The 22,815-nt window shown below is 72.1% G+C and carries 20 protein-coding genes; 16 read left to right on the forward strand and 4 right to left on the reverse strand.

The window, feature by feature from the left end; all coding sequences use genetic code 11:
- Window position 1 precedes the first annotated feature (1 nt).
- The gene (locus tag IEY30_RS02870; protein ID WP_030146174.1) at window positions 2–1,321 is read left to right on the forward strand and encodes a 3-oxoacyl-ACP reductase; all 1,320 of its coding nucleotides are present in this window, start codon (window positions 2–4) and stop codon (window positions 1,319–1,321) included.
- Window positions 1,322–1,328: 7 nt separating this feature from the next.
- The gene (locus IEY30_RS02875; RefSeq protein ID WP_030146173.1) at window positions 1,329–2,186 is read left to right on the forward strand and encodes a MaoC family dehydratase; all 858 of its coding nucleotides are present in this window, start codon (window positions 1,329–1,331) and stop codon (window positions 2,184–2,186) included.
- Between the two features lie 45 nt (window positions 2,187–2,231).
- On the opposite strand, the gene IEY30_RS02880 is transcribed toward IEY30_RS02875, so the two are convergent.
- Window positions 2,232–3,134, reverse strand: a complete 903-nt coding sequence (locus IEY30_RS02880; RefSeq protein ID WP_052358091.1) for a GNAT family N-acetyltransferase — start codon at window positions 3,132–3,134, stop codon at window positions 2,232–2,234.
- A gap of 268 nt (window positions 3,135–3,402) precedes the next feature.
- On the opposite strand from IEY30_RS02880, the gene thrS reads away from it, so the two are divergent.
- A complete protein-coding gene (gene thrS, locus IEY30_RS02885; RefSeq protein WP_030146171.1) occupies window positions 3,403–5,388 on the forward strand; it encodes a threonine--tRNA ligase in 1,986 nt (661 codons plus the stop codon).
- A 100-nt stretch (window positions 5,389–5,488) separates the two neighbouring features.
- Here the strand turns inward: thrS and IEY30_RS02890 are convergent, their stop codons facing one another.
- Window positions 5,489–5,989 carry a hypothetical protein gene (locus IEY30_RS02890; RefSeq protein WP_030146170.1) on the reverse strand — a complete coding sequence of 167 codons (501 nt, stop codon included), beginning with the start codon at window positions 5,987–5,989 and terminating at the stop codon, window positions 5,489–5,491.
- A gap of 233 nt (window positions 5,990–6,222) precedes the next feature.
- Between IEY30_RS02890 and IEY30_RS02895 the strand changes: the two genes are divergently transcribed.
- Complete coding sequence (locus tag IEY30_RS02895) at window positions 6,223–9,504, forward strand: GH92 family glycosyl hydrolase (protein WP_030146169.1); 3,282 nt, start codon at window positions 6,223–6,225, stop codon at window positions 9,502–9,504.
- On the opposite strand, the gene IEY30_RS02900 is transcribed toward IEY30_RS02895, so the two are convergent.
- Entirely contained in the window at window positions 9,483–10,406 is a 924-nt protein-coding gene (locus IEY30_RS02900; RefSeq protein WP_229674806.1) for a prolipoprotein diacylglyceryl transferase, read from the reverse strand. The two genes, IEY30_RS02895 and IEY30_RS02900, sit on opposite strands and share 22 nt — an antisense overlap.
- Window positions 10,407–10,952: 546 nt before the next feature.
- Here IEY30_RS02900 and IEY30_RS02905 point away from each other — a divergent pair.
- From IEY30_RS02905 to IEY30_RS02935, 7 genes are all read left to right on the forward strand, one after another.
- Window positions 10,953–11,507: an HIT family protein gene (locus IEY30_RS02905; protein WP_030146167.1), complete on the forward strand. Its 555-nt coding sequence runs from the start codon at window positions 10,953–10,955 to the stop codon at window positions 11,505–11,507.
- A gap of 99 nt (window positions 11,508–11,606) precedes the next feature.
- Entirely contained in the window at window positions 11,607–12,230 is a 624-nt protein-coding gene (gene pgsA / locus IEY30_RS02910) for a phosphatidylinositol phosphate synthase (protein ID WP_030146166.1), read from the forward strand.
- On the forward strand, window positions 12,227–13,240 hold the full coding sequence (locus IEY30_RS02915) for a phosphatidylinositol mannoside acyltransferase (protein WP_052358089.1): 1,014 nt from the start codon (window positions 12,227–12,229) through the stop codon (window positions 13,238–13,240). The genes pgsA and IEY30_RS02915 overlap by 4 nt, the downstream gene beginning before the upstream one ends.
- Window positions 13,237–14,409, forward strand: coding sequence for a glycosyltransferase family 4 protein (locus tag IEY30_RS02920; RefSeq protein WP_030146164.1), 1,173 nt, complete (start codon window positions 13,237–13,239; stop codon window positions 14,407–14,409). The genes IEY30_RS02915 and IEY30_RS02920 overlap by 4 nt, the downstream gene beginning before the upstream one ends.
- Window positions 14,406–14,957 (forward strand): hypothetical protein, encoded by a 552-nt coding sequence (locus IEY30_RS02925; protein WP_030146163.1) that lies wholly within the window; start codon window positions 14,406–14,408, stop codon window positions 14,955–14,957. Before IEY30_RS02920 ends, IEY30_RS02925 begins: the two co-directional genes overlap by 4 nt.
- 131 nt (window positions 14,958–15,088) lie before the next feature.
- Window positions 15,089–16,024: a pyridoxal 5'-phosphate synthase lyase subunit PdxS gene (gene pdxS, locus IEY30_RS02930; RefSeq protein ID WP_030146162.1), complete on the forward strand. Its 936-nt coding sequence runs from the start codon at window positions 15,089–15,091 to the stop codon at window positions 16,022–16,024.
- 110 nt (window positions 16,025–16,134) lie between these two features.
- On the forward strand, window positions 16,135–17,169 hold the full coding sequence (locus tag IEY30_RS02935) for a DUF4037 domain-containing protein (protein WP_030146161.1): 1,035 nt from the start codon (window positions 16,135–16,137) through the stop codon (window positions 17,167–17,169).
- 58 nt (window positions 17,170–17,227) lie between these two features.
- Here IEY30_RS02935 and kynU read toward each other — a convergent pair whose 3' ends face one another.
- Complete coding sequence (kynU, locus tag IEY30_RS02940) at window positions 17,228–18,481, reverse strand: kynureninase (RefSeq protein WP_030146160.1); 1,254 nt, start codon at window positions 18,479–18,481, stop codon at window positions 17,228–17,230.
- A gap of 238 nt (window positions 18,482–18,719) precedes the next feature.
- On the opposite strand from kynU, the gene pdxT reads away from it, so the two are divergent.
- From pdxT to ruvB, 5 genes are all read left to right on the forward strand, one after another.
- Window positions 18,720–19,376, forward strand: coding sequence for a pyridoxal 5'-phosphate synthase glutaminase subunit PdxT (gene pdxT, locus IEY30_RS02945; RefSeq protein WP_052358257.1), 657 nt, complete (start codon window positions 18,720–18,722; stop codon window positions 19,374–19,376).
- The gene (locus IEY30_RS02950; RefSeq protein WP_030146158.1) at window positions 19,373–20,134 is read left to right on the forward strand and encodes a YebC/PmpR family DNA-binding transcriptional regulator; all 762 of its coding nucleotides are present in this window, start codon (window positions 19,373–19,375) and stop codon (window positions 20,132–20,134) included. The genes pdxT and IEY30_RS02950 overlap by 4 nt, the downstream gene beginning before the upstream one ends.
- A gap of 142 nt (window positions 20,135–20,276) precedes the next feature.
- Window positions 20,277–20,942, forward strand: a complete 666-nt coding sequence (gene ruvC, locus IEY30_RS02955; protein WP_030146157.1) for a crossover junction endodeoxyribonuclease RuvC — start codon at window positions 20,277–20,279, stop codon at window positions 20,940–20,942.
- Window positions 20,939–21,541, forward strand: coding sequence for a Holliday junction branch migration protein RuvA (ruvA, locus tag IEY30_RS02960; protein ID WP_030146156.1), 603 nt, complete (start codon window positions 20,939–20,941; stop codon window positions 21,539–21,541). Before ruvC ends, ruvA begins: the two co-directional genes overlap by 4 nt.
- Window positions 21,538–22,668 (forward strand): Holliday junction branch migration DNA helicase RuvB, encoded by a 1,131-nt coding sequence (ruvB, locus tag IEY30_RS02965; protein ID WP_030146155.1) that lies wholly within the window; start codon window positions 21,538–21,540, stop codon window positions 22,666–22,668. Before ruvA ends, ruvB begins: the two co-directional genes overlap by 4 nt.
- Window positions 22,669–22,815: the final 147 nt, after the last annotated feature.

A 22,815-nucleotide genomic window follows, 5' to 3' on the forward strand; every position in this document is an offset into this window, starting at 1 on the left:
CATGACCGATCTCTTCACGACCATCGTCAGCTCGCCCGTGGCTCGCAAGGTCGGCGTGCCCCAGCCGACCCGCCTGCGCCGCTACGAGCCCGGCCTGCCGCTCTGCGAGGGCCCGGTCCTGGTCGCCGGGGGCGGCCGCTTCGCTGAGGGCATCGCGGCCTGGCTCGCGAGCGCCGGAGTCGCCACGGTCGCCACGGCCGCGGACGCCGCGAACCGTGTCGGCGCCGTGGTCCTCGACCTCAGCACCGCCACCGACCCGGCCGAGCTCGACCAGCTGCGCCTGCTCGGAGCGCCGGCCGTCAAGGCCCTCGCGCGCAACGGCCGCGTCGTCGTCGTGGGCACCGACCCGTCGACGCTGACCGACGTCGCCGAGGTCACGACCCAGCGCGCCCTCGAGGGCGCGGTGCGCTCGCTGGGCAAGGAGCTCCGGGGCGGCGCCACGGCCAACCTCGTTCTCGCGCAGGGAGATGCGCAGGGCGGCGTCCGCTCGGCCGTGGAGTTCTTCCTCTCGGGTCGGTCCGCCTACGTCGACGGCCAGGTCGTGCGCGTCGACGAGTCCACGAGCCCCGACGCCGACGCGCTCCGTCCGCTCGAGGGCAAGGTCGCGGTCGTCACGGGCGCCGCGCGCGGCATCGGGGCCGAGATCGCCAAGGTGCTCTCCAGGGACGGGGCGACCGTCGTCGCCGTCGACGTGCCGGCAGCCGGCGACGCGCTGGCCGCCGTGGCCAACGAGGTCAAGGGCACCGCGCTGCAGCTCGACGTGACGTCCGACGAGGCTGGCCGCCGCATCGTCGAGCACGCCACGTCACGCCACGGCGGGCTCGACATCGTCGTGCACAACGCCGGGATCACCCGCGACAAGCTCTTCGTCAACATGGACGACGACCGCTGGCGCAGCGTCATGGAGGTCAACCTCCGATCGATCCTCCGGATGAACGAGGCCATCCTCGGCGAGGGTGGCCTGGCCGACGGCGGTCGCATCGTCTGTGTCGCCTCCATCGCCGGCATCGCGGGCAACCGAGGGCAGACCAACTACGGCGCGAGCAAGGCCGGTGTCATCGGCCTCGTCACCGCGCTGTCGCGCCAGGTCGCGGAGCGCGACATCACCGTGAACGCCGTCGCCCCCGGCTTCATCGAGACGGAGATGACGGCGCGGATCCCATTCGCCACGAGGGAGATCGGGCGTCGGATGAACTCCCTGCAGCAGGGCGGGCGGCCCAAGGACGTGGCGGAGACCATCGCCTGGTTCGTGCAGCCGGGAGCCGCCGCCGTCACCGGTCAGGTGGTTCGCGTGTGCGGCCAGAGCCTGCTCGGCGCGTGAGTTCGCGATGACGAAGGAGATCACGCTCGACGGCGCCCCGGACCTGCGCCGCATCTATGCGACGGCGGCCCTGCGCCGTGGCAACGCGAGCGACACGCTCCCCGACGTGCGCTACTCCCGGGCCGGCATACGCCTCGAGGTCGACGACGTCGTCGCGTATGCGCGGGTGTGCCGGTTCCCGGTCACCGGCACCCTGCCGCCGACCTATCCGCACCTCGTCGCGTTCCCGCTGCAGATGTCGGTCATGAGCGGGGACCGCTTCCCGCTCCCGCTGCTCGGTGCCGTCCACGTCGAGAACCGGATCGAGGTCGTCAGGCCCGTCGACGTCCACGAGCCGCTCGACGTGTCCGTGTGGGCCCAGGACCTGCGGCCCCACCGCCGGGGACGCCAGGTCGACCTCGTGTCCGAGGTCGGCGTGCGCGGGGAGGTGGTGTGGCGGGGCGTCAGCACCTACCTCTCACGCGGGGCGGAGCACCCCGACGTCGAGGCCGTCGAACCGCCCTCGACCGAGGCGCTGACCGGCGTCTCGGGAGGTCCGGTGTGGCGTCTCGGGGAGGGCACGGGTCGGTCCTACGCCTCCGTGTCGGGGGACTGGAACCCCATCCACCTGCACGCCCTCACGGCCAGGCCGCTGGGCTTCCCCACGGCGATCGCCCACGGGATGTACTCCTACGCAAGGGTGCTCGCGTCCCTCGGCCCGCGCCTTCCCGCAGCGGGGCTGTCGAGCCGGGTCTGGTTCCGCAAGCCCGTGCGACTGCCGTCGACGGTGCGGCTGCGCACCGTCTTCGAGCCGTCCAGGTCGCTCTCGGTGCTGGAGAACGTCAAGGGCGACATCGAGCACGCCGTGGTCGAGAACACCTGGTGATGCCGACGACGTCGCGGGCGCCGGGCGCGCGCGACGTCGCCGCGCTCATGGCCGCCAGACCCAGTTGCGCCGGTCGTAGACCTCGACGAAGCCCGAGCGCAGCATGTTCTGGAGCGACGGGTTGTGCGCACCCTCGGACTCCTGCCACGTCTCGGTGCTCATCCACCCGCACCCCGCGGCGCGAGCCGCCTCGACCCGCACGCGCATGAACGCCGACTGGGCGCCGCGGCCCCTGGCCTCGGGAAGGGTCGCGGCACCGCAGAAGGCAGCCGCAGGACCGGCGACGTGCAGGTTGGCTGCCGCGACGAGCCGGTCGCCGTCCCAGGCGCCGTAGGCGGTGAAGCCCCGTCCACCGGCCCCGGCGGCGGCGAACATGGACAGCAGGTGCGGCTCGGGCGGCATACCGAATCCCGTGGCGAAGACGCGGGCGTACGCGTCGGTGTCGTCCCTGCCGATCCTGCCGATCCGGAGCTCGGTGACCGAGGGGCTGACGGGCACGTCGGCGTGCCGGAGCAGCTTGGCCCACACGGACCCGCCGACGATGCCGTGCGGGGCGCACAGCTCGTCCCAGTCCTCCGGCAGCAGGGACGGAGCGACCTGCAGCGTCATGGCCGGGGCTCCGGCCGTCGCATAGAGGTCCACCAGGTGCGCGACGAGGTCCTCGGTGACGGGCGCCGCCAGCCCGAACCCCAGGGCCTTGTTCCAGTAGCCGCCCGTGGGGTCGGCAGCCATGACGACGGCCACGCCTCCGGCGACGCGCTCCGAGTGCATGCCGAGCGCCCTCCTGGCCTCGGTCGGCGCACCGTCGTGCAGGGCGAGCATGAACTCCGCCTCGGCGGTCTCGGCGAGGGCGACCGCGGCGGTCAGGTCCAGGCCAAGGGCGGCCAGAGCTCCCGGCGAGGCACCGGACGACCTGCCCGGCCCGGTGTCGTCGGTCGTCCCCTCCATGACGCACTCCCTTCCTCGGCGCCGTTCCGAGCGGCTCGGCGGCTCACCAGTATCCGCTCGGAGGTGCGGTCGGAGGAGTGGTTCGAGCCCACTGGGGCCCCACTCATGGCCCGCTCATGCCCGCTCATGCCCGGTCAAGGGGCGCCGACAGCCAAACCGCGTCGCCCGTCCTGCCGGTGTCTCGATACCCTTGCCGAGCCGCACCCAGCGGCTCACACCCACGACCCGTCGCCCGCCGCCGGGTCCTGTCGAACGAGGAGCACCAACCGTGTCTGCACAGATCACCGTCACCGTCGCCGGAAGCGAGCGATCGGTCGCGGAGCAGACGACGGCGGGTGAGCTCTTCGAGGGTGACCGCGCCGTCGTCGTCGCGCGCGTCAACGGTCAGCTGCGCGACCTCTTCCACGTCCTCGGCGACGGCGACACCGTCGAGCCGGTGACCGTCGACAGCGAGGACGGCCTCGCCGTCCTGCGCCACTCGACCGCCCACGTGCTCGCCCAGGCAGTCCAGTCGCTCCACGCCGACGCCAAGCTCGGCATCGGCCCGCCGATTCGCGACGGCTTCTACTACGACTTCGACGTCGAGACCCCGTTCAACCCCGATGACCTCAAGGCCCTCGAGAAGGCCATGCAGAAGATCATCAACGAGGGGCAGACGTTCTCCCGTCGCGTCGTCACCGACGCCGATGCGCTCGAGGAGCTCAAGGGCGAGCCGTACAAGTGCGAGCTCGTCGGTCTCAAGGGCGGCAACGCCGACGAGGCCGCCGAGGGCGCGGGCGTCGAGGTCGGGGCCGGCGAGCTGACGATCTACGACAACATCCGCCGCGACGGCACCCGCGCCTGGGGCGACCTCTGCCGCGGGCCGCACATCCCGAGCACCAAGCTCATCGGCAACGCCTTCAAGCTGATGCGCTCGGCCGCCGCCTACTGGCGCGGCTCCGAGAAGAACCCGCAGCTCCAGCGCGTCTACGGCACCGCGTGGCCGACCAAGGACGAGCTCAAGGCGTACCTCGACCGCCTCGCCGAGGCCGAGCGTCGCGACCACCGCCGCATCGGCGCCGAGATGGACCTCTTCAGCTTCCCCGACGAGCTCGGCTCCGGCCTCGTGGTCTTCCACCCCAAGGGCGGCGTCATCAAGCGCGAGATGGAGGACTACGTCCGCCGTCGGCACATCGAGGAGGGCTTCTCCTACGTCGGCACGCCGCACATCAGCAAGGAGGCGCTGTTCCACACCTCCGGGCACCTGCCGTACTACGCCGACACGATGTTCCCCCCGATGGAGCTCGAGGGCGCGAAGTACCAGCTGAAGGCGATGAGCTGCCCCATGCACAACCTCATCTACCAGTCGCGCGGGCGCTCGTACCGCGAGCTGCCGCTGCGCCTCTTCGAGTTCGGCGGCGTCTACCGCTACGAGAAGTCCGGCGTCGTGCACGGCCTGACCCGCGTGCGCGGCATGACGCAGGACGACTCGCACAGCTACGTCACCGCCGAGCAGGCCCCCTCCGAGATCAAGCACCTGCTCGACTTCGTGCTCGGGCTGCTCAAGGACTTCGGCCTCGACGACTTCTACCTCGAGCTGTCCACCCGTGACACCGAGGGCGAGAAGTCCTCGAAGTTCATCGGCTCCGACGAGCAGTGGGAGGCCGCCACCAAGGTGCTCGAGGAGGTCGCCACGGCGTCCGGTCTCGAGCTCGTGCCCGACCCGGGCGGCGCCGCGTTCTACGGCCCCAAGATCTCGGTGCAGGCGCGTGACGCCATCGGACGCACCTGGCAGATGTCGACGATCCAGTACGACTTCAACCAGCCCGAGCGCTTCGGTCTCGAGTACCAGGCCGCCGACGGTTCACGCCAGCAGCCGGTCATGATCCACTCGGCGAAGTTCGGCTCGATCGAGCGCTTCCTCGGCGTGCTCGTCGAGCACTACGCCGGCGCGTTCCCGGTGTGGCTGGCCCCGGTCCAGGCCCTCGGCGTGCCGGTGGCCGAGGACTACGCCGACTACCTCGGTGAGGTGCTGGACCGCCTGAGGCGCAAGGGAGTTCGCGTCGAGCTGGACGCGAGCGACGACCGCTTCCCCAAGAAGATCCGCAACGCGAGCAAGTCGAAGGTGCCCTTCACGCTCATCGCGGGCGAGGAGGACCGCGCCGCCGGCGCGGTGTCGTTCCGCTACCGCGACGGCTCGCAGAAGAACGGCGTCCCGGTCGACGACGCGATCGCCGAGATCGTCGCGGCGATCGAGAGCCGCGCCCAGGTCTGAGGTCGCACCCGCCACGACGGCGTATGCCGTGTGGTGACGCGAGAGGAGCCCCCGCCGACGTCGTCGGCGGGGGCTCCTTCGCTACGCGCTGCAGTGGTCGTCAGAGGATCGGCAGCGTCACCCCGGCCGCGGTGCACACGCCGGCGTTGCCCATGACAGCCGCGCCGAGGCTCGACTTGGTGTCGGCCGACACCGACCCGTCGCGGGTGTCGCTCAGCTCGAGCGTCCACAGCTCGATGACGGCGTAGAGGCCCCGGAACTTGTCCGGCGCCTGCTCCTTCTGGGAGGTCGCCTCGTCGTGGAGAGCCATCCACGCGGCGCTGTCCGCGACGTCCTTCTGGCCCTGGGCGTGGACGCGACGGTTGAGCTCGACGTAGGCCTCGCAGTGCTTCTTGGCGACGGGGACGTCGGCGTCGTCGAAGACGACCGTCGACGGCGACCCGCCCGGGCCGTCTGCCGTCTCCGCCGCGGTGGCAGAGGCGGTCGATGTGGCCGACGCGGGCGACGAGGCCGAGGGCGTGGCCTGGCCTGTCCCGGAGGTCGAGCAGCCCGCGACCGCGAGCGTGCAGAGGAGGGCGGCGAGCACCCTGGTGGTGAGCATGGAAGTGGTACCCCTGTCTGTCGGCGACCCGAGCGGTCGCGTCGCGAGCGTACGAGGCCGTCCGTCAGATGCGGACCGCGGGGTGGCCGAGGGCGCGGAGGAGGGACACGGCATACGACCTGTTTGTCCGATGTCCGGCGTCCATCGGACAGGACAGGCGTCTCGGGTTGCCCGTCCCACCGGACGACACGAGTCTCGGGAAGGACACCGTCGTCGCCCCAGAAGGAACGTCCATGCGCACCGTGCTCCGCTCGCTCGGCACCGTCGTCCTCGCCGCCACCGCCCTCGGGCCCGTGCTGCCCCCAGGCGCACCCCCGACGGCCGCGGCCGCCGAGCCGCTCGTCGGCTCCGTCAACCCGTTCATCGGCACCCAGGACAACGGCAACACCTTCCCGGGTGCCAGCGCCCCGTTCGGGATGGTCCAGGTCAGCCCGGACACCGGGGGAGAGGGTGGCTACGACTACTCGCAGAAGTCGATCTACGGCTTCAGCCAGACCCACCTGTCCGGGGTGGGCTGTCCGGTCGTCGGGGAGCTGCCCGTCATGCCGACGAGCGGCGCCATCACGAGCGTCGACTCGTCGCGCTACGCGTCGGCGTACTCCCACTCCGACGAGGAGGCGAGCCCCGGCTACTACCGCGTGGGCCTGCCGGCCTACGGCGTCCAGGCCGAGCTGACGGCGACGGACCGCACCGGGTGGCAGCGCTTCACCTTCCCGGCCGACAAGGCCGCCAACGTCCTGCTCAACACGGGCAAGGCCAACATGCGCGTCTTCGACTCGGAGGTGCACGTCATCGGCGACCGCGTGGTCGAGGGCCGCATCCACGACGGCAACTTCTGCGCGGGCAAGGACGAGCACACGGTCTACTTCCGCGCCGAGTTCGACCGGCCCTTCAGCTCGTTCGGCACCTGGAGCGGCTCCACCCTGACGGCCGGCGCGCGTGACGCGTCGACCAAGGCCGGCGGCAACGGCGCTGCCCTGACGTTCCCCGACGGCACGACCTCGGTGACGATGAAGGTCGGCCTCAGCTACACCGGAGCCGACGGCGCGCGGGCCAACCTCGCCAAGGAGACCGGCGACGGCTTCGACTTCGACGCGACGCGTGCCGCCCTGACGCAGCGGTGGGAGTCCGAGCTCGGCAAGGCCCGCATCACGGGCGGCACCGACGAGCGACGGACGGCGTACTACACGGCGCTCTACCACTCGCTCATGCACCCGAACCTCGCCTCGGACGTCGACGGGCGCTACCACGGCTGGGACGGGAAGAACCACGTCGCCGACGGCTACACGCCCCGGCAGAACTTCTCGCTGTGGGACACCTACCGGCCGCAGAACCAGCTGCTCGAGGTGCTCGCCCCCGACGTCGCCCGCGACTCCTACCTCTCGGTGCTCGCCATCGGGCGCGAGGGCGGCTGGCTGCCCCGCTGGGCCCTCGTCAACAGCGAGACCAACATCATGACCGGCGACCCCGTGACGCCGTTCCTCGTGGAGGGCTGGAGCAAGGGCTTCCTCGCCGGGCACGAGGCGGAGGCGTACGCGCTGCTCAAGCAGAACGCGACCGAGCAGCCGCCGGCCGACAGCCAGTACAACGGGCGATCCGGCCAGCACTGGTACGAGAAGCTCGGGTACATCCCGTTCGGCCTGCGGGTCGGCACCGACTGCGTCTCGCACGGTGGTGACGACGACTGCGCCCACCCGGCGTCCGCGACGATGGAGTACTCCGCGGCCGACGCCTCGCTCGCCCTCATGGCCAAGGGCCTCGGCCACACCGCCGACGCGTCGATGCTCACCGAGCGCAGCGGCTGGTACAAGAACCTCTGGGACGCCGACACGCAGTCGTTCCGTCCGCGGATGAGCGACGGCACGTGGCTCGACCCGTACGACCCCGTCGAGGCCTCGCACGCCTTCCACGAGGGCGGCTCCTACCAGTACCAGTGGCTCGCCCCGCAGGACCCGGCCGGTCTGGTGAAGCTCATGGGCGGCCGTGCGACGACGGAGAAGCGCCTCGACGACTTCTTCGCCTACGACAAGCTGCTCATCGACCCGGCCGGCACCGCCCGGACCGACTGGATCGAGGCGACCTACGCCTACTACAGCAAGCCGACGTACAACCCGAACAACGAGCCCGACCTGCTCGCGCCCTACACCTACGCCTGGGTGCAGCAGCCGGCGAAGATCGCGACCGTGGCCCGCGCCGCGTTCACGCTCTTCACCGACGGGGCCGACGGCATGACGGGCAACGACGACCTGGGCACGATGTCCGCGTGGTACGTCTTCTCGTCGTGGGGCCTCTACCCGACGATGAGCGGCGCGAACTACTTCGTCGTCAGCTCGCCGCAGTTCGAGCGCGTCGACATCGACGTCGCGACGCCGACGTCGGTGCGGACCGGACAGGGCGGTGCCCTCACGATCACGGCACCCGGCGTCTCCGACGACCGGCGCTACGTCCAGACCCTGACGGTCAACGGCGCGAAGAGCACGAAGAGCTGGGTCGGTTGGGATGCGCTGCGTCAGGGCGGCACGCTCGCCCACACCGTGGGCACGACGCCCAGCCGTTGGGGCACGACCCCCGCGGACGTGCCGCCGTCGGCGGTCCAGGCGAGCCGCGACCCGCGTCTGTCGCTGTCGATGACGGCGCGCCCCAACCCGGTCGTCGTCCCGACGGGAGCGCGTGAGGCACGACTGTCCGTCGACCTCGTCGGCCAGGCTCCCAAGAGCCTGCCGGTCACCGTCGACGTCACGACGCCGCAGGGCTGGTCCGCCGAGGTGGGCGCGAGCGGCGAGGGGTCGACCGTGCTGCGCAGCAACGGCGTCCCGGCGAGCGCGTCGGTGCCCGTGACCCTCGCGCTGCCGGCAGGGCTCGGTACCGGTTCCCACGAGGTGCGGGTCACGGCCTCGGCGCCCGGTGTCGAACCCGTGACGCGGACCGTCACCGTGCAGCTCCAGGAGGCTCTGTCCTGCGTCTCGGGCGCCACGGGCTGCGCCGTTGACCTCGCCCCGGCACGCAACCACGACGGGACGGCGACGGTCGCCGCTCCGAGCGAGGGCAACTTCGACAACAGCGGGTGGAGCTACGACGCCGCGCTGCTCCCAGCCGCGGGCACGTGGGACTGGAACGGCGTGTCGTATGCCGCTCCGGTGACCTCGGGCACGACGGCGAACTTCGTCGAGGGGCGCGGTCAGACGCTGCTCGTGCCGGCGGCGAGCCGCAGCTCGATCCACGTCATCGGCTCGACGCACAACGGCGACGTGTCCACGGCGCTGCGCCTGACCTACACCGACGGCAGTGTGCAGTCGGTGCCGATCTCGTTGACCGACTGGGCCGCCGGGAGCGGGCACAACGGCAACGCGGTGGCCATCGCGATGGACCACCGGATCAAGGGCGGCTCAGGCGTCGACGGGCCGCCGGTTCAGCTCTTCGGAACCACCGTGGCCGCTGACCCGGCCAGGCAGCTCCAGTCGATCACCCTCCCGGGCGACGACCGCTTCGAGGTCTACGCGGTCTCGCTCGGCTGAGGCTCCCGCGTCTCGTCCGCCTCCGGGTCCGGTGCCGTCGCGCGCCGGGCCCGGAGGCGGAGCAGACACACGAGGCCGACGACGAGGAAGAGGGCGGAGAGGTACTGCGCCTGGCTCAGCGCCAAGGGGCCGTGCAGCTCGTTGACCCGGAAGGGCTCGATGGCGAGCCGCTCGGCGGCTGCGAGCACGATCCAGAGGCTGAACAGCCAGCCGGCCCGGTACGGGTGGCGCCGCAGCGCCCAGAGGACCCCGAAGAGGACGAGCGCCATCGCCGTCTCCCAGATCGGCGTCGGGTGCACGCCCGGGGCCGGGATCTGCACCCCGAGGATGTTGCCCTCGTACTGCTGGGCCCACAGCCACGACGGCAGCCACCCGGGCTTGTCGGCGAGGTCGGCGGCGACACCCCAGTCGCCGTCGCCCGAGACCTGGCAGCCGATGCGCCCGACGGCGTAGCCGAGCATCAGGGCCGGAGCGGCTGCGTCGAGGAACGGGGCGACCCGGATCCGCTTGCGGCGCAAGATGACCACGCCCACCGCGGTCGCGACGACCAGGCCTCCGATGATGTTGAAGCCGTTGCTGCTGAAGACCTGCTCCACCGGGTCGGCGAGCACCGCGCCCGGGTCCTCGGCCAGCGAGAAGAGCTTGGCGCCGGCGATGCCCGATAGGAGCATGGCGGCCGCGAAGGTCGTCGTGAGCTCGTCGAGCTGCTCGAGCGACGCCGGACCGCCGAGCTCGCCGCCGGACCAGCGGCGACGCAGCTCGATGCGCAGGACGAACGTGGCGGCGACGAGCGCCACCAGCACCAGCAGGCCGAACATCGGCATCGGCAGCGGCAGGTCGGCGCCCGTCAGGGCCTTCACGACATCGCTGAGGTAGGGGTATGCGTCGTCCGGGGTGGGCACAGCCGAACGGTAGGTTCCCGGCCGAGGCGGAGCAAGCCGCGGAGGAGAGCGCTCGAGGGGAGAAAGTTTCGCGGAAGTGGTTGCGCCACGGCTCGGGCGGGGTTACAACTGAAGTACCGAACCGCTTCGGCGGAACGGCTTCCGAATCACTTCGGTGATGACGAAGAGGAAGGCCCGGGAACTCATACTTCCCGGGCCTTCACCTTCCTGCCGTGCCGGCGCCCGACCGCGCCGGACGGGTCCCAGGTCGCCGGCCCTGCGGCTCTCACACCCGCAGGGTCGTTCCCTGTCCTGCCCCGTCCTGCCCCGTCGCGCCCCGTCATGCCCTGTCCCGCCTCGTCTCGACCGGCCGCGACGTGCACCCGAGCCGGGGGACGACGAAGGCCCTGCGGTCTCACACACCGCAGGGCCCGTCCTCCATTGAACCCAATCTCGGGGCTCGCGTGAAATCGACACGCTGCGGCACGGGACTGCAACGGAGGCTCGCCGAGCCCTCCCGAAGCCCTCGAGGGGAGCCGACCCGGGGCCGCCCTAGGATCTGACACCATGACGACCCAGGGCAGTGGCACCGAGTCGGCGGCCGAGTTCGCCCACGTCGAGGACGGCTTCGAGCGGCTCTGGACGCCGCACCGGATGGCGTACATCCTCGGAGACAAGCCGACCGAGGCGGCCGGCCACGGCTGCCCGTTCTGCGCCGCTCCGCAGAAGCCGGACGCCGAGGGACTCATCGTCCACCGCGGCGAGCACTGCTACGTCGTGATGAATCTCTTCCCGTACAACCCGGGCCACGTCCTCGTCTGCCCGTACCGCCACGTCTCCCTCTACGTCGACCTCACCGAGGAGGAGACGACCGAGTTCACGGCCCTGACGAAGCAGGCCATCGGCGCCCTCCAGGCCGCGTCGGAGCCGCACGGCTTCAACCTCGGCATGAACCAGGGCGCCGTCGCCGGGGCCGGCGTCGCGGCCCACCTGCACCAGCACATCGTGCCGAGGTGGAGCGGCGACTCGAACTTCCTGCCGATCATCGCCCAGACCAAGGCGCTGCCCGTGCTCCTCGAGGACACCCGCGCCCGCCTCGTGGCGGCCTGGCCCAGCGACTGACCACAGCCGCCCACGAGGAGCGGTCCCCGACGCCGCGACGCGCCACGACCCGAGCGCGGGGGCCTCGCACCCCCGCGTGGTCAGTACGCTGTTGCCACCATGCTCAACAGACTCCTGCGCGCGTCGATGACCAAGATCCTCGGTCCGATCGCCCACCTGTTCCTCCGGCTCGGCATCAGCCCCGACATCGTCACGATCGTCGGCACACTCGGGGTGTGCGTCGGAGCGCTCGCCTTCTTCCCTCGCGGCGAGATCTGGGTCGGGGTGCTCGTCATCACGGCCTTCGTCTTCTCCGACAACGTCGACGGCATCATGGCGCGCGAGTCCGGCCGGTCCAGCAAGTGGGGCGCCTACCTCGACTCGACGCTCGACCGTGTGGGCGACGCCGCCATCTTCGGTGGCCTCGTGCTCTACTACGCCGGCCGCGGCAACAACCAGCTCATGGCCGGGCTCGCCCTCAGCTGCCTCATCCTCGGCAGCGTCGTGTCCTACGCCAAGGCACGGGCGGAGGGCCTCGGCTACACCGCCAACGTCGGCATCGCCGAGCGTGCGGACCGGCTCGTCGCCGTGCTCGTCGCGGCCTTCTTCGCCGACCTCTTCGGCTCGACCGTCCTGCTCGGCGTCGTCCTGGGCCTGCTCGCCGTCGCCAGCTTCGTCACCGTGCTGCAGCGGATGCTGACCGTGCGCCGTCAGGCACTCGCCTCCGGTGAGGTGGGCGCGTGACCGGCCTGCCCCGCCGGGCGACGGACGCGGTGAGCGTCCTCGGCTTCAAGCTCGGGTGGTCGGTCGTACGCGCCCTCCCGGAGCGGGCGGCATACGCCCTCTTCGACCGCGTCGCCGACGTCGCGGTGCGGCGGGACGGCAAGGGCATCCGACGACTGCGCTCGAACTACGCGCGGGTGCGTCCCGAACTGTCCGAGGCCGAGCTCGACACGCTCGTGCGCCAGGGCATGCGCTCGTACATGCGCTACTACTGCGAGGCCTTCCGGCTCCCGTCGCTCTCGCGGGCGCAGGTCGACGGCGCGGTCGTCGTGCGCGGCGACGCCGAGGTCCGCGAGCTGTGCGCCCGCGGCGAGGCCGTCATCGCGTTCGTGGGCCACCTCGGCAACTTCGACCTCGCGGCCGCCTGGTCCGCCGGCAACCTCATGCCGGTGACGACGGTCGCGGAGCGGCTGAAGCCCGAGGAGGTCTTCCAGGAGTTCGTCGCCTTCCGGCGCAGCATCGACATGGACATCATCCCGCTGACCGGGGGAGAGGACCCGTTCCACGGGCTCCTCGACGCCGCTCGCGGCGGTGGCCGGATCATCGCGCTCGCCGCCGACCGCGACCTCACCAACGGCGGGGTCGAGGTCGACCTGCTGGGGCACCGCGCCCGCATGGCCAAGGGGCCTGCGGTCCTGTCGCTCATGACCGGCGCGCCGCTCTACGCAGCCCGGATCTGGTACGAGCCGGCGCCCGCGGGCGAGGGGCTCGGCGGCCACCGCACGGTCATCGAGTTCAGCGAACGGCTCGTGCCGCGGGTGCAGGGCACCACGGCCGTCCGCGCGGCGGACCTCATCCAGCAGTGCGCCGACCACCTCGCCGTCACGATTCGCGAGCACACGTCGAGCTGGCACATGCTGCAGCGGGTCTTCGTCGACGACCTCGCCGCGCCCGTGATGCCCTCCGCCTCGGCCGCCTCAGCTCCGGCGGCCCCCGCGGCGTCGGAGCCCGTCGCAGGCGCGACGTCGTGAGGATCGGGATCGTCTGCCCCTACTCGTTCGACGTGCCCGGCGGAGTGCAGTTCCACGTCCGGGACCTGGCCGAGCACCTCATCGCAGAGGGCCACGAGGTGTCGGTGCTCGCGCCGGCCGACAGCGAGACCGAGCTGCCCGACTACGTCACCTCCGCCGGGCGCGCCACGGCCGTCCGCTACAACGGGTCGGTCGCGCGGCTCAACTTCGGGCCGGTGACGGCCGCGAAGGTCAACCGGTGGCTCGATGCCGGCAACTTCGACGTGCTGCACCTGCACGAGCCCGTCACCCCGAGCATCAGCGTGCTGGCCCTCATGGCGGCCGAGGGGCCGATCGTGGCGACCTTCCACACCTCGATGCTGCGGTCGCGGACGATGCAGACGGCATACCCCATCATCCGGCCGAGCCTCGAGAAGATCTCGGGCCGCATCGCCGTGAGCGAGGACGCCCGCCGCACCGTGACGACCCACGTCGGCGGCGACGCCGTCGTCATCCCCAACGGCGTCTACGTCGACCGGTTCGCCGAGGCCCCACGCCGCTCGGCGTGGATCGGCACCCCCGCGTCGCCGACCATCGCGTTCCTCGGCCGGATGGGCGAGCCGCGCAAGGGGCTGCCGGTCCTCGCCGCCGCGCTGCCCGAGGTGCTGCGCTCGGTGCCCGGCCTCAGCGTCCTCGTGGCCGGACCCGGCGACCCGGAGGAGGTGACCGAGGGCTGGCCGCCGGAGGTCGCCGCCGCGTGCGAGTTCCTCGGGTCGGTCTCCGACGACGACAAGGCCTCGCTCCTCGCGTCGGTCGACGTCTACGTCGCGCCCAACACCGGGGGCGAGAGCTTCGGCATCATCCTCATCGAGGCGATGAGCGCCGGTGCCTGCGTGCTCGCCAGCGACCTCTCGGCGTTCTCCCGCGTCCTCGACGGCGGCACGGCGGGCGCCATGTTCGCCAACGAGGACCCGCACGACCTGGCGCGGACGCTCGTCGACCTGCTCCGCCGCCCGGACCGGCGGGCCGAGCTCGCAGAGGCCGGCCAGCGCCGTGCCCGCCTGTTCGACTGGTCGGTCGTGGCCGACGAGATCCTCGCCGTCTACGAGACGGTCATCGAGGGACGCGCGGCGGCCGACTGGCAGCCGCAGGGTCGCTGGAACCGGTTCCTGCGCGGGGGTGCCCGATGAGCGAGATCCTCTCGTGGGTCTTCGCGGTCCTCTTCGTCCTCGTCGTCATCGCCTGGTACCTCTCCTACACCGCCGCCCGGCTCGACCGTCTGCACGTGCGGCTGAGCGGCACGCTGGCCGCGCTGGACGCGCGGCTCGTGCGCCGGGCCGAGGCGGCCGTCGAGCTCGCCAACAGCGGGCTGCTCGACGGTGCGACCTCCCTCATCCTCGCCAACGCCGCGGCAGAGTCCCTCGAGGCGCCGTCGGAGCACGGCGAGGCCCGTGAGCTGGCCGAGAACGACCTCACCGAGGCCCTCGACCTCGCGCTCACCCCCGAGACCGTCAGCTCGCTGCGCTCGACCGCGCTGGGTGAGGACGTGCTCGCGCGCTTGTCGTCGGCGTGCCTGCGGGTCCAGCTCGCCCGGCGCTTCCACAACGACGCGGTGACCGACGTGCGTCGCGTGCGCCGCAAGTGGACGATCCGGCTCTTCCACCTCGCCGGCTACACGCCGCTGCCGCACACCGTCGAGTTCAACGACGAGTCACCTGAGCACCTCACCGTCGCCTGACACGTATCACAGCACGTCGCCACCGACCGGACCCGGTCGTGCGCGGTCCAGGGCCCGGTCGTGGGCGGCCACCTCGTGGGCCTACGCTTTGAGGCAACCCCAACACCCAGATCACGGGAAAGCAGGACATCGTGAGCACCACCCCGACCACGGGCAGCACGCCCGCGGCTGACCAGCAGGCAGCGGGCTCCACCGGCACGACGCGCGTCAAGCGCGGCATGGCCGAGATGCTCAAGGGCGGCGTCATCATGGACGTCGTCACGGCCGAGCAGGCCAAGATCGCCGAGGACGCCGGCGCCGTCGCCGTCATGGCCCTCGAGCGGGTCCCCGCCGACATCCGCGCCCAGGGCGGCGTGTCGCGCATGAGCGACCCCGACATGATCGACAGCATCATCGAGGCCGTCTCGATCCCCGTCATGGCCAAGGCCCGCATCGGCCACTTCGTCGAGGCCCAGGTGCTCCAGAGCCTCGGCGTCGACTACATCGACGAGTCCGAGGTGCTGACCCCGGCCGACTACGCCAACCACATCGACAAGTGGCAGTTCACGGTGCCCTTCGTCTGCGGCGCGACCAACCTCGGCGAGGCCCTGCGCCGCATCACCGAGGGCGCGGCGATGATCCGCTCCAAGGGCGAGGCCGGCACGGGTGACGTCTCCAACGCGACGACGCACATGCGCACGCTGCGCGCCGAGATCAACCGCCTGCGCTCGATGAGCCCCGACGAGCTCTACGTCGCGGCCAAGGAGCTCCAGGCCCCCTACGAGCTCGTCAAGGAGGTCGCCGAGGCCGGCAAGCTGCCCGTCGTGCTCTTCACGGCCGGTGGCATCGCCACCCCCGCCGACGCCGCCATGATGATGCAGCTCGGCGCCGAGGGCGTGTTCGTCGGCTCCGGCATCTTCAAGTCGGGCAACCCGGCCCAGCGCGCCGAGGCCATCGTCAAGGCGACGACCTTCCACGACGACCCCGACGTCATCGCCAAGGTCTCCCGCGGCCTCGGCGAGGCGATGGTCGGCATCAACGTCGACGAGATCCCGCAGCCGCACCGGCTCGCCGAGCGCGGTTGGTGACCTCCGGCCACCCAGCCACCCGCTGACGTATGCCATCGTGCCCCACCGGGCGCGGCGGCATACGCACGTCCGGCGCTCCTGGGTCGGGCGGATGCTGGCACGATCGGGGCGTGAGCCCCACCGGTGCCCAGCTGTCGCGGTCGTACTTCGAGGACGTCGTGCGTCCCGTCGTCGAGGGGCGCTTGCCTGGGCTGGCGTATGCCGCCGCGCGGCTCGGGAGCGGCTCCGACGTCCTCGGCCTCGACGACGCGATGTCGCGCGACCACGACTGGGGCCTGCGGCTCAACCTCCTGGTCCCGCCTGACCTGGTCGGCGACGTCGACGACCTCCTCGCCCAGCACCTGCCGGACTCCTTCGCCGGCCACCCGGTGCGGTTCGCGACGACGTGGGACCCGACCCGCCGCCACCGCGTGCAGGTGCAGACGACCCGAGACCTGGGCGTGTCCCGCCTCGGCCTCGACCCCAGGACCGACCTGTCGGTCCCCGACTGGCTCTCGCTGACCGGGCAGGCCGTCCTGGAGGTCACCGCCGGCGAGGTGTTCGTCGACGGCACGGGCGAGCTGGCCGGCATACGCCATCGGCTCGAGTGGTACCCCGACGACCTGTGGCGCCACGTCGTCGCCACCGACTGGGCGCGCCTGGCGCAGGAGCTGCCCTTCGTCGGCCGCGCGGGCGAGCGCGGCGACGACCTCGGGTCGCGCGTGGTCGCGGCCCGGCTCGCAGGCGTCGCCATGCACCTCGGCCACCACCTCGAACGCCGGTGGCCGCCCTACGCCAAGTGGCTCGGCACGAGCCTCGCGCGGCTACCCCGAGCGGGCGCGGTGACGGCGCCCCTGCAGCAGGCCCTGGCCGCGGGCGACTGGCGCGAGCGGGAGCAGGCTCTCGTGGACGCGCTGCGCCGGCTCAACCACCTGCAGTCCGAGGTCGGGCTGCCGACCGTCGACGACCCGGTCGAGCCGTTCTGGGACCGGCCCTACCGGGGCGTGCGCGCCGGCGTCGTCGACGTGCTCGCCGAGAGCATCTGCGACCCGGAGGTGCGCGCGCTGCCGAGGGGCGTCGGGTCGGCGGAGCAGTGGAGTGACAACGTCGACGTGCTGGTGCGGCCGGCACTGCGCCGACTGTCACCGGGATCGAACGGCAGATGATCCTGCGTCCGGTGTGGTGATCACCCCACCGGGCGCAGGATCATCGCAGCACGACGTGTCAGGTGACGGCGCCGCGCTCGGCGAACTCCGGGCGCTCGAACTCGCGCCCGTCGAGGACCTCCTTGACGTGCACGGCTGCCCGCACCGCGTCGACGTGCGTGACGTAGAGCGGTGCGAAGCCGAGCCGGATGATGTCGGGCTCGCGGAAGTCGCCGATGACGCCGCGGGCGATGAGCGCCTGCACGACGGCGAAGGCCTGCGGGTGACGCAGCGAGACCTGCGACCCGCGCCGCTCGGGGTCGCGCGGCGTGGCGAGGGGGAGGTCCACGCCGAGGGCGTCGAGCGCCTCGATGAAGGTGCCCGTCACCGACAGGGACGCCGCACGCACGTCGGCGGGGGAGTAGCCGTCGTATGCCGTGAGCGCCGCCTCGAGGGCGAGCACCGACACCAGGGGCGGGGTGCCCACCCGGGCGCGCGTGATGCCGGGCGCCGGCTCGTAGTCGGGTCGCATCTCGAAGGGGTGGGCGTGACCCTGCCAGCCGGTCAGCGGCTGGTCGAAGTCGTCCTGGTGGCGGGTCGCGACGTAGAGAAACGCCGGGGCGCCGGGCCCGCCGTTGAGGTACTTGTAGCCACAGCCGATCGCCAGGTCCGCACCTCCCGCGTCGAGGTCGACCTCGATGACCCCCGCGGAGTGGCACAGGTCCCAGCACGCGAGCGCGCCCACCGCGTGGGCGGCCTCGGTGACGGCGCGCAGGTCCCACAGCTCGCCCGTCCGGTAGTCGACGCTCGAGTAGGACGCGAGGGCCAGGGCGTCGCCGACCTCGGCGATGGCCGCGACCGCGTCACGCGGGTGCACCCGGCGCACCTCCAGGCCGGCGAGCGCGGCTGCGGACTCGGTGATGTAGAGGTCGGTCGGGAACGAGTCGGGGTCGGTGAGCACCACAGTGCGCCCCGGCCGCAGGCGTCCCGCGCCGATGACGGCCTTGAAGAGGTTGACGGACGTCGAGTCGGTGACGACGACCTGGCCCGGTGCGGCACCGACGAGCCGCCCCACGATGTCGCCGACGCGGGTCTGCGCGCCCCACCAGTCGGCCTCGTTCCACGACCGGATCAGCCGCTCGCCCCACTGGCGGTGCATGACGTCGTCGACGACCGCGGGCACGGCCCTGGGCAGCGCACCGAGCGAGTTGCCGTCGAGGTAGATGACGTCGTCGGGGAGTGAGAAGAGCTCTCGCGCACCGCGCAGGGGTGAGGCGTCGTCGGACTCCGCAGCGCGGGCGATCAGGTCGTCGTGGGTGTGCACCGTCGTCATGGGCGCAACGTATCCGTTCGGGTCCCGCCGACGTCAGGGCCGGTCCCGCTGCCGTCTCGTATACCAGACGCTTCCCGTCCGCCGACCCGTGGCCGTGGCCTCGACGCCGGCGCTCTACGCTTGACCGGTGAGCACGACCACGACCACCGGTACGCCCCCGAGTCCCGCCCCGCCGCCGCAGGCCGACGACCCGACGGGTGGCGTCGGCGACACCGGCGACGCCGGTGGGCGACCGCGGATCGGGGTCCTCGCCGTCCAGGGCGACGTGCGCGAGCACCTCGCGGCGCTGACCGCCCTCGGGGCCGAGGCCGTCACGGTCCGCCGCCCGGCGGAGGTCGAGCAGGTCGACGGCCTCGTGATCCCCGGCGGTGAGTCGACGGTGATGGACAAGCTCGTCCGCGCCTTCGACCTGCGCGAGCCGCTCGTGCGCCGCATCCGCGAGGGGCTGCCGGTCTACGGCTCGTGCGCCGGCATGATCATGCTCGCCGACCGCATCGCCGACGGCCGGCCGGACCAGCAGACGCTCGGCGGGCTCGACATCACCGTGCGACGCAACGCCTTCGGCCGACAGGTCGACTCCTTCGAGCAGGACCTCGACTACGCGTGGAGCGACGCGACGCCGCCGGGTTCGACCGGCACCGTGCACGCCGTCTTCATCCGCGCACCGTGGGCCGAGCAGGCCGGTCCGGACGTCCAGGTGCTCGCCCGCGTGAGCGAGGGCGCAGCCGCCGGTAGGATCGTCGCGGTCCGGCAGGGCAACCTCATGGCCACGTCCTTCCACCCTGAAGTGGGGGCCGATCGCCGGATCCACGCCGAGTTCGTCTCGATCGTCAGAGCGCACCGACTCCAGCAGTCGGGTGCACGCCAGTCACCGGAACGCGAGGACACTGCATGAGCGGCCACTCCAAATGGGCCACCACGAAGCACCAGAAGGCGGCCAAGGACGCCAAGCGCGGCAAGCTCTTCGCCAAGCTCATCAAGAACATCGAGGTCGCGGCCCGCCAGGGCGGCGCCGACCCCGCGGGCAACCCGACGCTCTACGACGCCATCCAGAAGGCGAAGAAGACCTCGGTCCCGAACGACAACATCGACCGCGCGGTCAAGCGCGCATCGGGTGCCGAGGCGGGCGCTGCCGACTGGCAGACGATCATGTACGAGGGCTACGCCCCCAACGGCGTCGCCGTGCTCATCGAGTGCCTCACCGACAACCGCAACCGTGCCGCCGCGGAGGTGCGCACGGCCCTGACCCGCAACGGCGGCCAGCTCGCCGACCCGGGCTCGGTGTCCTACGTCTTCAACCGCAAGGGTGTCGTCACCGTCCTCAAGGACGCCGGCTCCGAGGACGACATCCTCGAGGTCGTGCTCGAGGCGGGGGCCGAGGAGGTCAACGACAACGGCGACACGTGGGAGATCATCTCCGAGGCCACCGACTTCGTCGCGGTCCGCAAGGCCATCCAGGACGCCGGCATCGACTACGAGTCGGCCGAGGCGTCGTTCGTCCCGAACCTGCAGGTCCCGCTCGACCTCGACGGTGCGCGCAAGATGATCCGCGTCATCGAGGCGCTCGAGGACAGCGACGACGTGCAGAACGTCTTCGCCAACGGCGACATCCCCGACGACGTGCTCGCGCAGCTCGACGAGGACGAGGACTGAGCCGACACGAGCCGGCGCCAGCCGCAGCACGGGAGGCACGCCGGGACCGGCGTGCCTCCCGTGCTTTCGGGGGAGCGCGGCTAGCGTTGTCCCGAACACCTGTTCGGATCGTCCGCCCCGCCCACAGACCTGGAGGTATGCCGTGCGCGTCCTCGCGGTCGACCCCGGGCTCACGCGGTGCGGCGTCGGCGTCGTCGACGGCGTCCCGGGTCGCAAGCTCTCCCTCGTCGAGGTGGGCGTCATCCGCACCCCGTCCACCGACCCCACGCCGCGACGCCTCGTGGTGGTCGAGGACGAGATGCGCCAGTGGTTCGCCCGGCATCGTCCCGAGGCCGTCGCCATCGAGCGGGTCTTCGCCGACACCAACGTCTCCACCGTCATGGGCACCGCGCAGGTCACGGGAATCGTCATGATCATCGCCGAACGGCTCGGCCTGCCGGTCACCCTGCACACCCCGACCGAGGTCAAGGCCGCGGTCAGCGGCAGCGGGCGGGCCGACAAGGCACAGGTCACCACGATGGTGACCCGGCTGCTCGGACTCGACACGCCACCCAAGCCCGCCGACGCCGCAGACGCGCTCGCGCTCGCGATCTGCCACGTGTGGCGCGGGGGCACCCAGAGCCGTCTCGAGGAGGCGCGGCTCGAGGTGCTCGCCCGCACCGGCAACCGGGGGAGCGGCATACCCCGTCGGGTGCCCCCGGGTGCGGCGCCACCCGTGCAGCGGCTGCGTGCCGCCTCCGCCCAGCCCGGCAACGCCGCCCGGACCACCCGACCGCTACCCCCGCACCCTGGAGCCCAGCCCCGATGATCGCCTCGCTCTCCGGCACCGTCCTCAAGGTCGGCCTCGACTCCGTCGTCGTCGGCGTCGGCGGGGTCGGCATGCTCGTCCACACCACCCCCGCCACGGCGACGTCCGTGCGGTTGGGGCAGCCCACCGAGCTCGCCACGAGCCTCGTCGTGCGCGAGGACTCCCTGACGCTCTACGGCTTCGCCACCGACGACGAGAAGCACGTCTTCGAGACGGTCCAGACGGTCTCGGGCGTCGGCCCGCGGCTCGCCCTCGCGGTGCTCGCGGTGCACTCTCCCGACGCGGTGCGCGTGGCCCTCGGCACCGGCGACCTCGTCGCGCTGACCAAGGTGCCCGGCATCGGCAAGAAGGGGGCCGAGCGCATGGTCCTCGAGCTCAAGGACAAGCTCGGCGCGCTGCCGGGCTCGGCCGGCCATTCCGAGGCGGTGCACCTCGACACCGGCGAGGCCTGGCGCGAGCAGGTCCGGGAGGCGCTCGTCGGCCTCGGGTGGACCGCTCGTCAGGCCGACGACGCCCTCGACAAGGTCGCGCCGCTCGCGGCCGACGGCGCCGGGGTGTCCGCGCTGCTGCGCGCGGCCCTGCAGGAGCTCGGCCGATGAGCGTCGACCGCTCGTGGGAGCTCGAGCAGGCCCCGGACGTCTGGGACGACGGCTCCTTCGACGCGACGGCTCGCATCGTCGACGCCGCCGGCGACACCGACGAGCGGCAGGTCGAGGCGGCGCTGCGTCCCAAGCGGCTGGAGGACTTCCCGGGCCAGACGCGCGTGCGCGACCAGCTCGGGCTCGTGCTCAAGGCCGCCAAGCGGCGCGGCACCCCGCCCGACCACGTCCTGCTCTCCGGACCTCCGGGGCTGGGCAAGACCACCCTCGCGATGATCGTCGCCGGTGAGCTCGAGCAGCCGATCCGCATCACGTCCGGGCCCGCGATCCAGCACGCCGGCGACCTCGCCTCGGTGCTCTCTAGCCTCGCCGAGGGCGAGGTGCTCTTCCTCGACGAGATCCACCGGATGTCCCGCTCGGCCGAGGAGATGCTCTACCTCGCCATGGAGGACTTCCGCGTCGACGTCATCATCGGCAAGGGCCCCGGCGCCACGGCGATCCCGCTCGAGCTGCCGCCCTTCACCGTCGTCGGCGCGACCACCCGAGCCGGCCTGCTGCCCGCCCCGCTGCGCGACCGCTTCGGCTTCACCGGGCACCTCGACTACTACGCCGCCGCCGACCTCGTGACGATCCTGCACCGGTCGGCACGCCTGCTCGGCCTCGACGCCGACGACGACGGCATCCGCGAGATCGCGCTGCGGTCCCGAGGCACCCCGCGCATCGCCAACCGGCTGCTGCGCCGGGTGCGCGACTGGGCCCAGGTGCACGGCGAGGACCGCGTCACCCACACCGCAGCGCGCCAGGCCCTCGAGCTCTTCGACGTCGACGAGCGCGGCCTCGACCGGCTCGACCGCGCCGTCCTCGAGGCGCTCTGCCGCCGCTTCAACGGCGGCCCCGTCGGCCTGTCGACGCTGGCCGTCGCCGTGGGGGAGGAGCCCGACACCGTCGAGACCGTGGCCGAGCCCTACCTCGTGCGTGAGGGCTTCATGGTGCGCACGCCACGCGGACGCGCCGCCTCGGGCCTCGCATGGGAGCACCTGGGGCTCACCCCGCCATTGGACTCGCAGGCCCTGTGGACCGCCACGCTGCCCATCGACGAGGCCGGCGGAGCCCGTTTCGACGGCTGAGTCGGGCCGCTCCGGCGCCTGTCGAGTGCGACCAAAACGTGACCCGCGCCCGCGTCACAACGGCCCGAGTCGGTCTGACAAACTGCACCGGCGCACGTAGACTCCTGCGGGCACCATCGCCGCTGCCGCGGCACCATCCGGTGCCCC

Source organism: Terrabacter tumescens (genome assembly GCF_014646815.1).
GTDB lineage: Bacteria > Actinomycetota > Actinomycetes > Actinomycetales > Dermatophilaceae > Terrabacter > Terrabacter tumescens.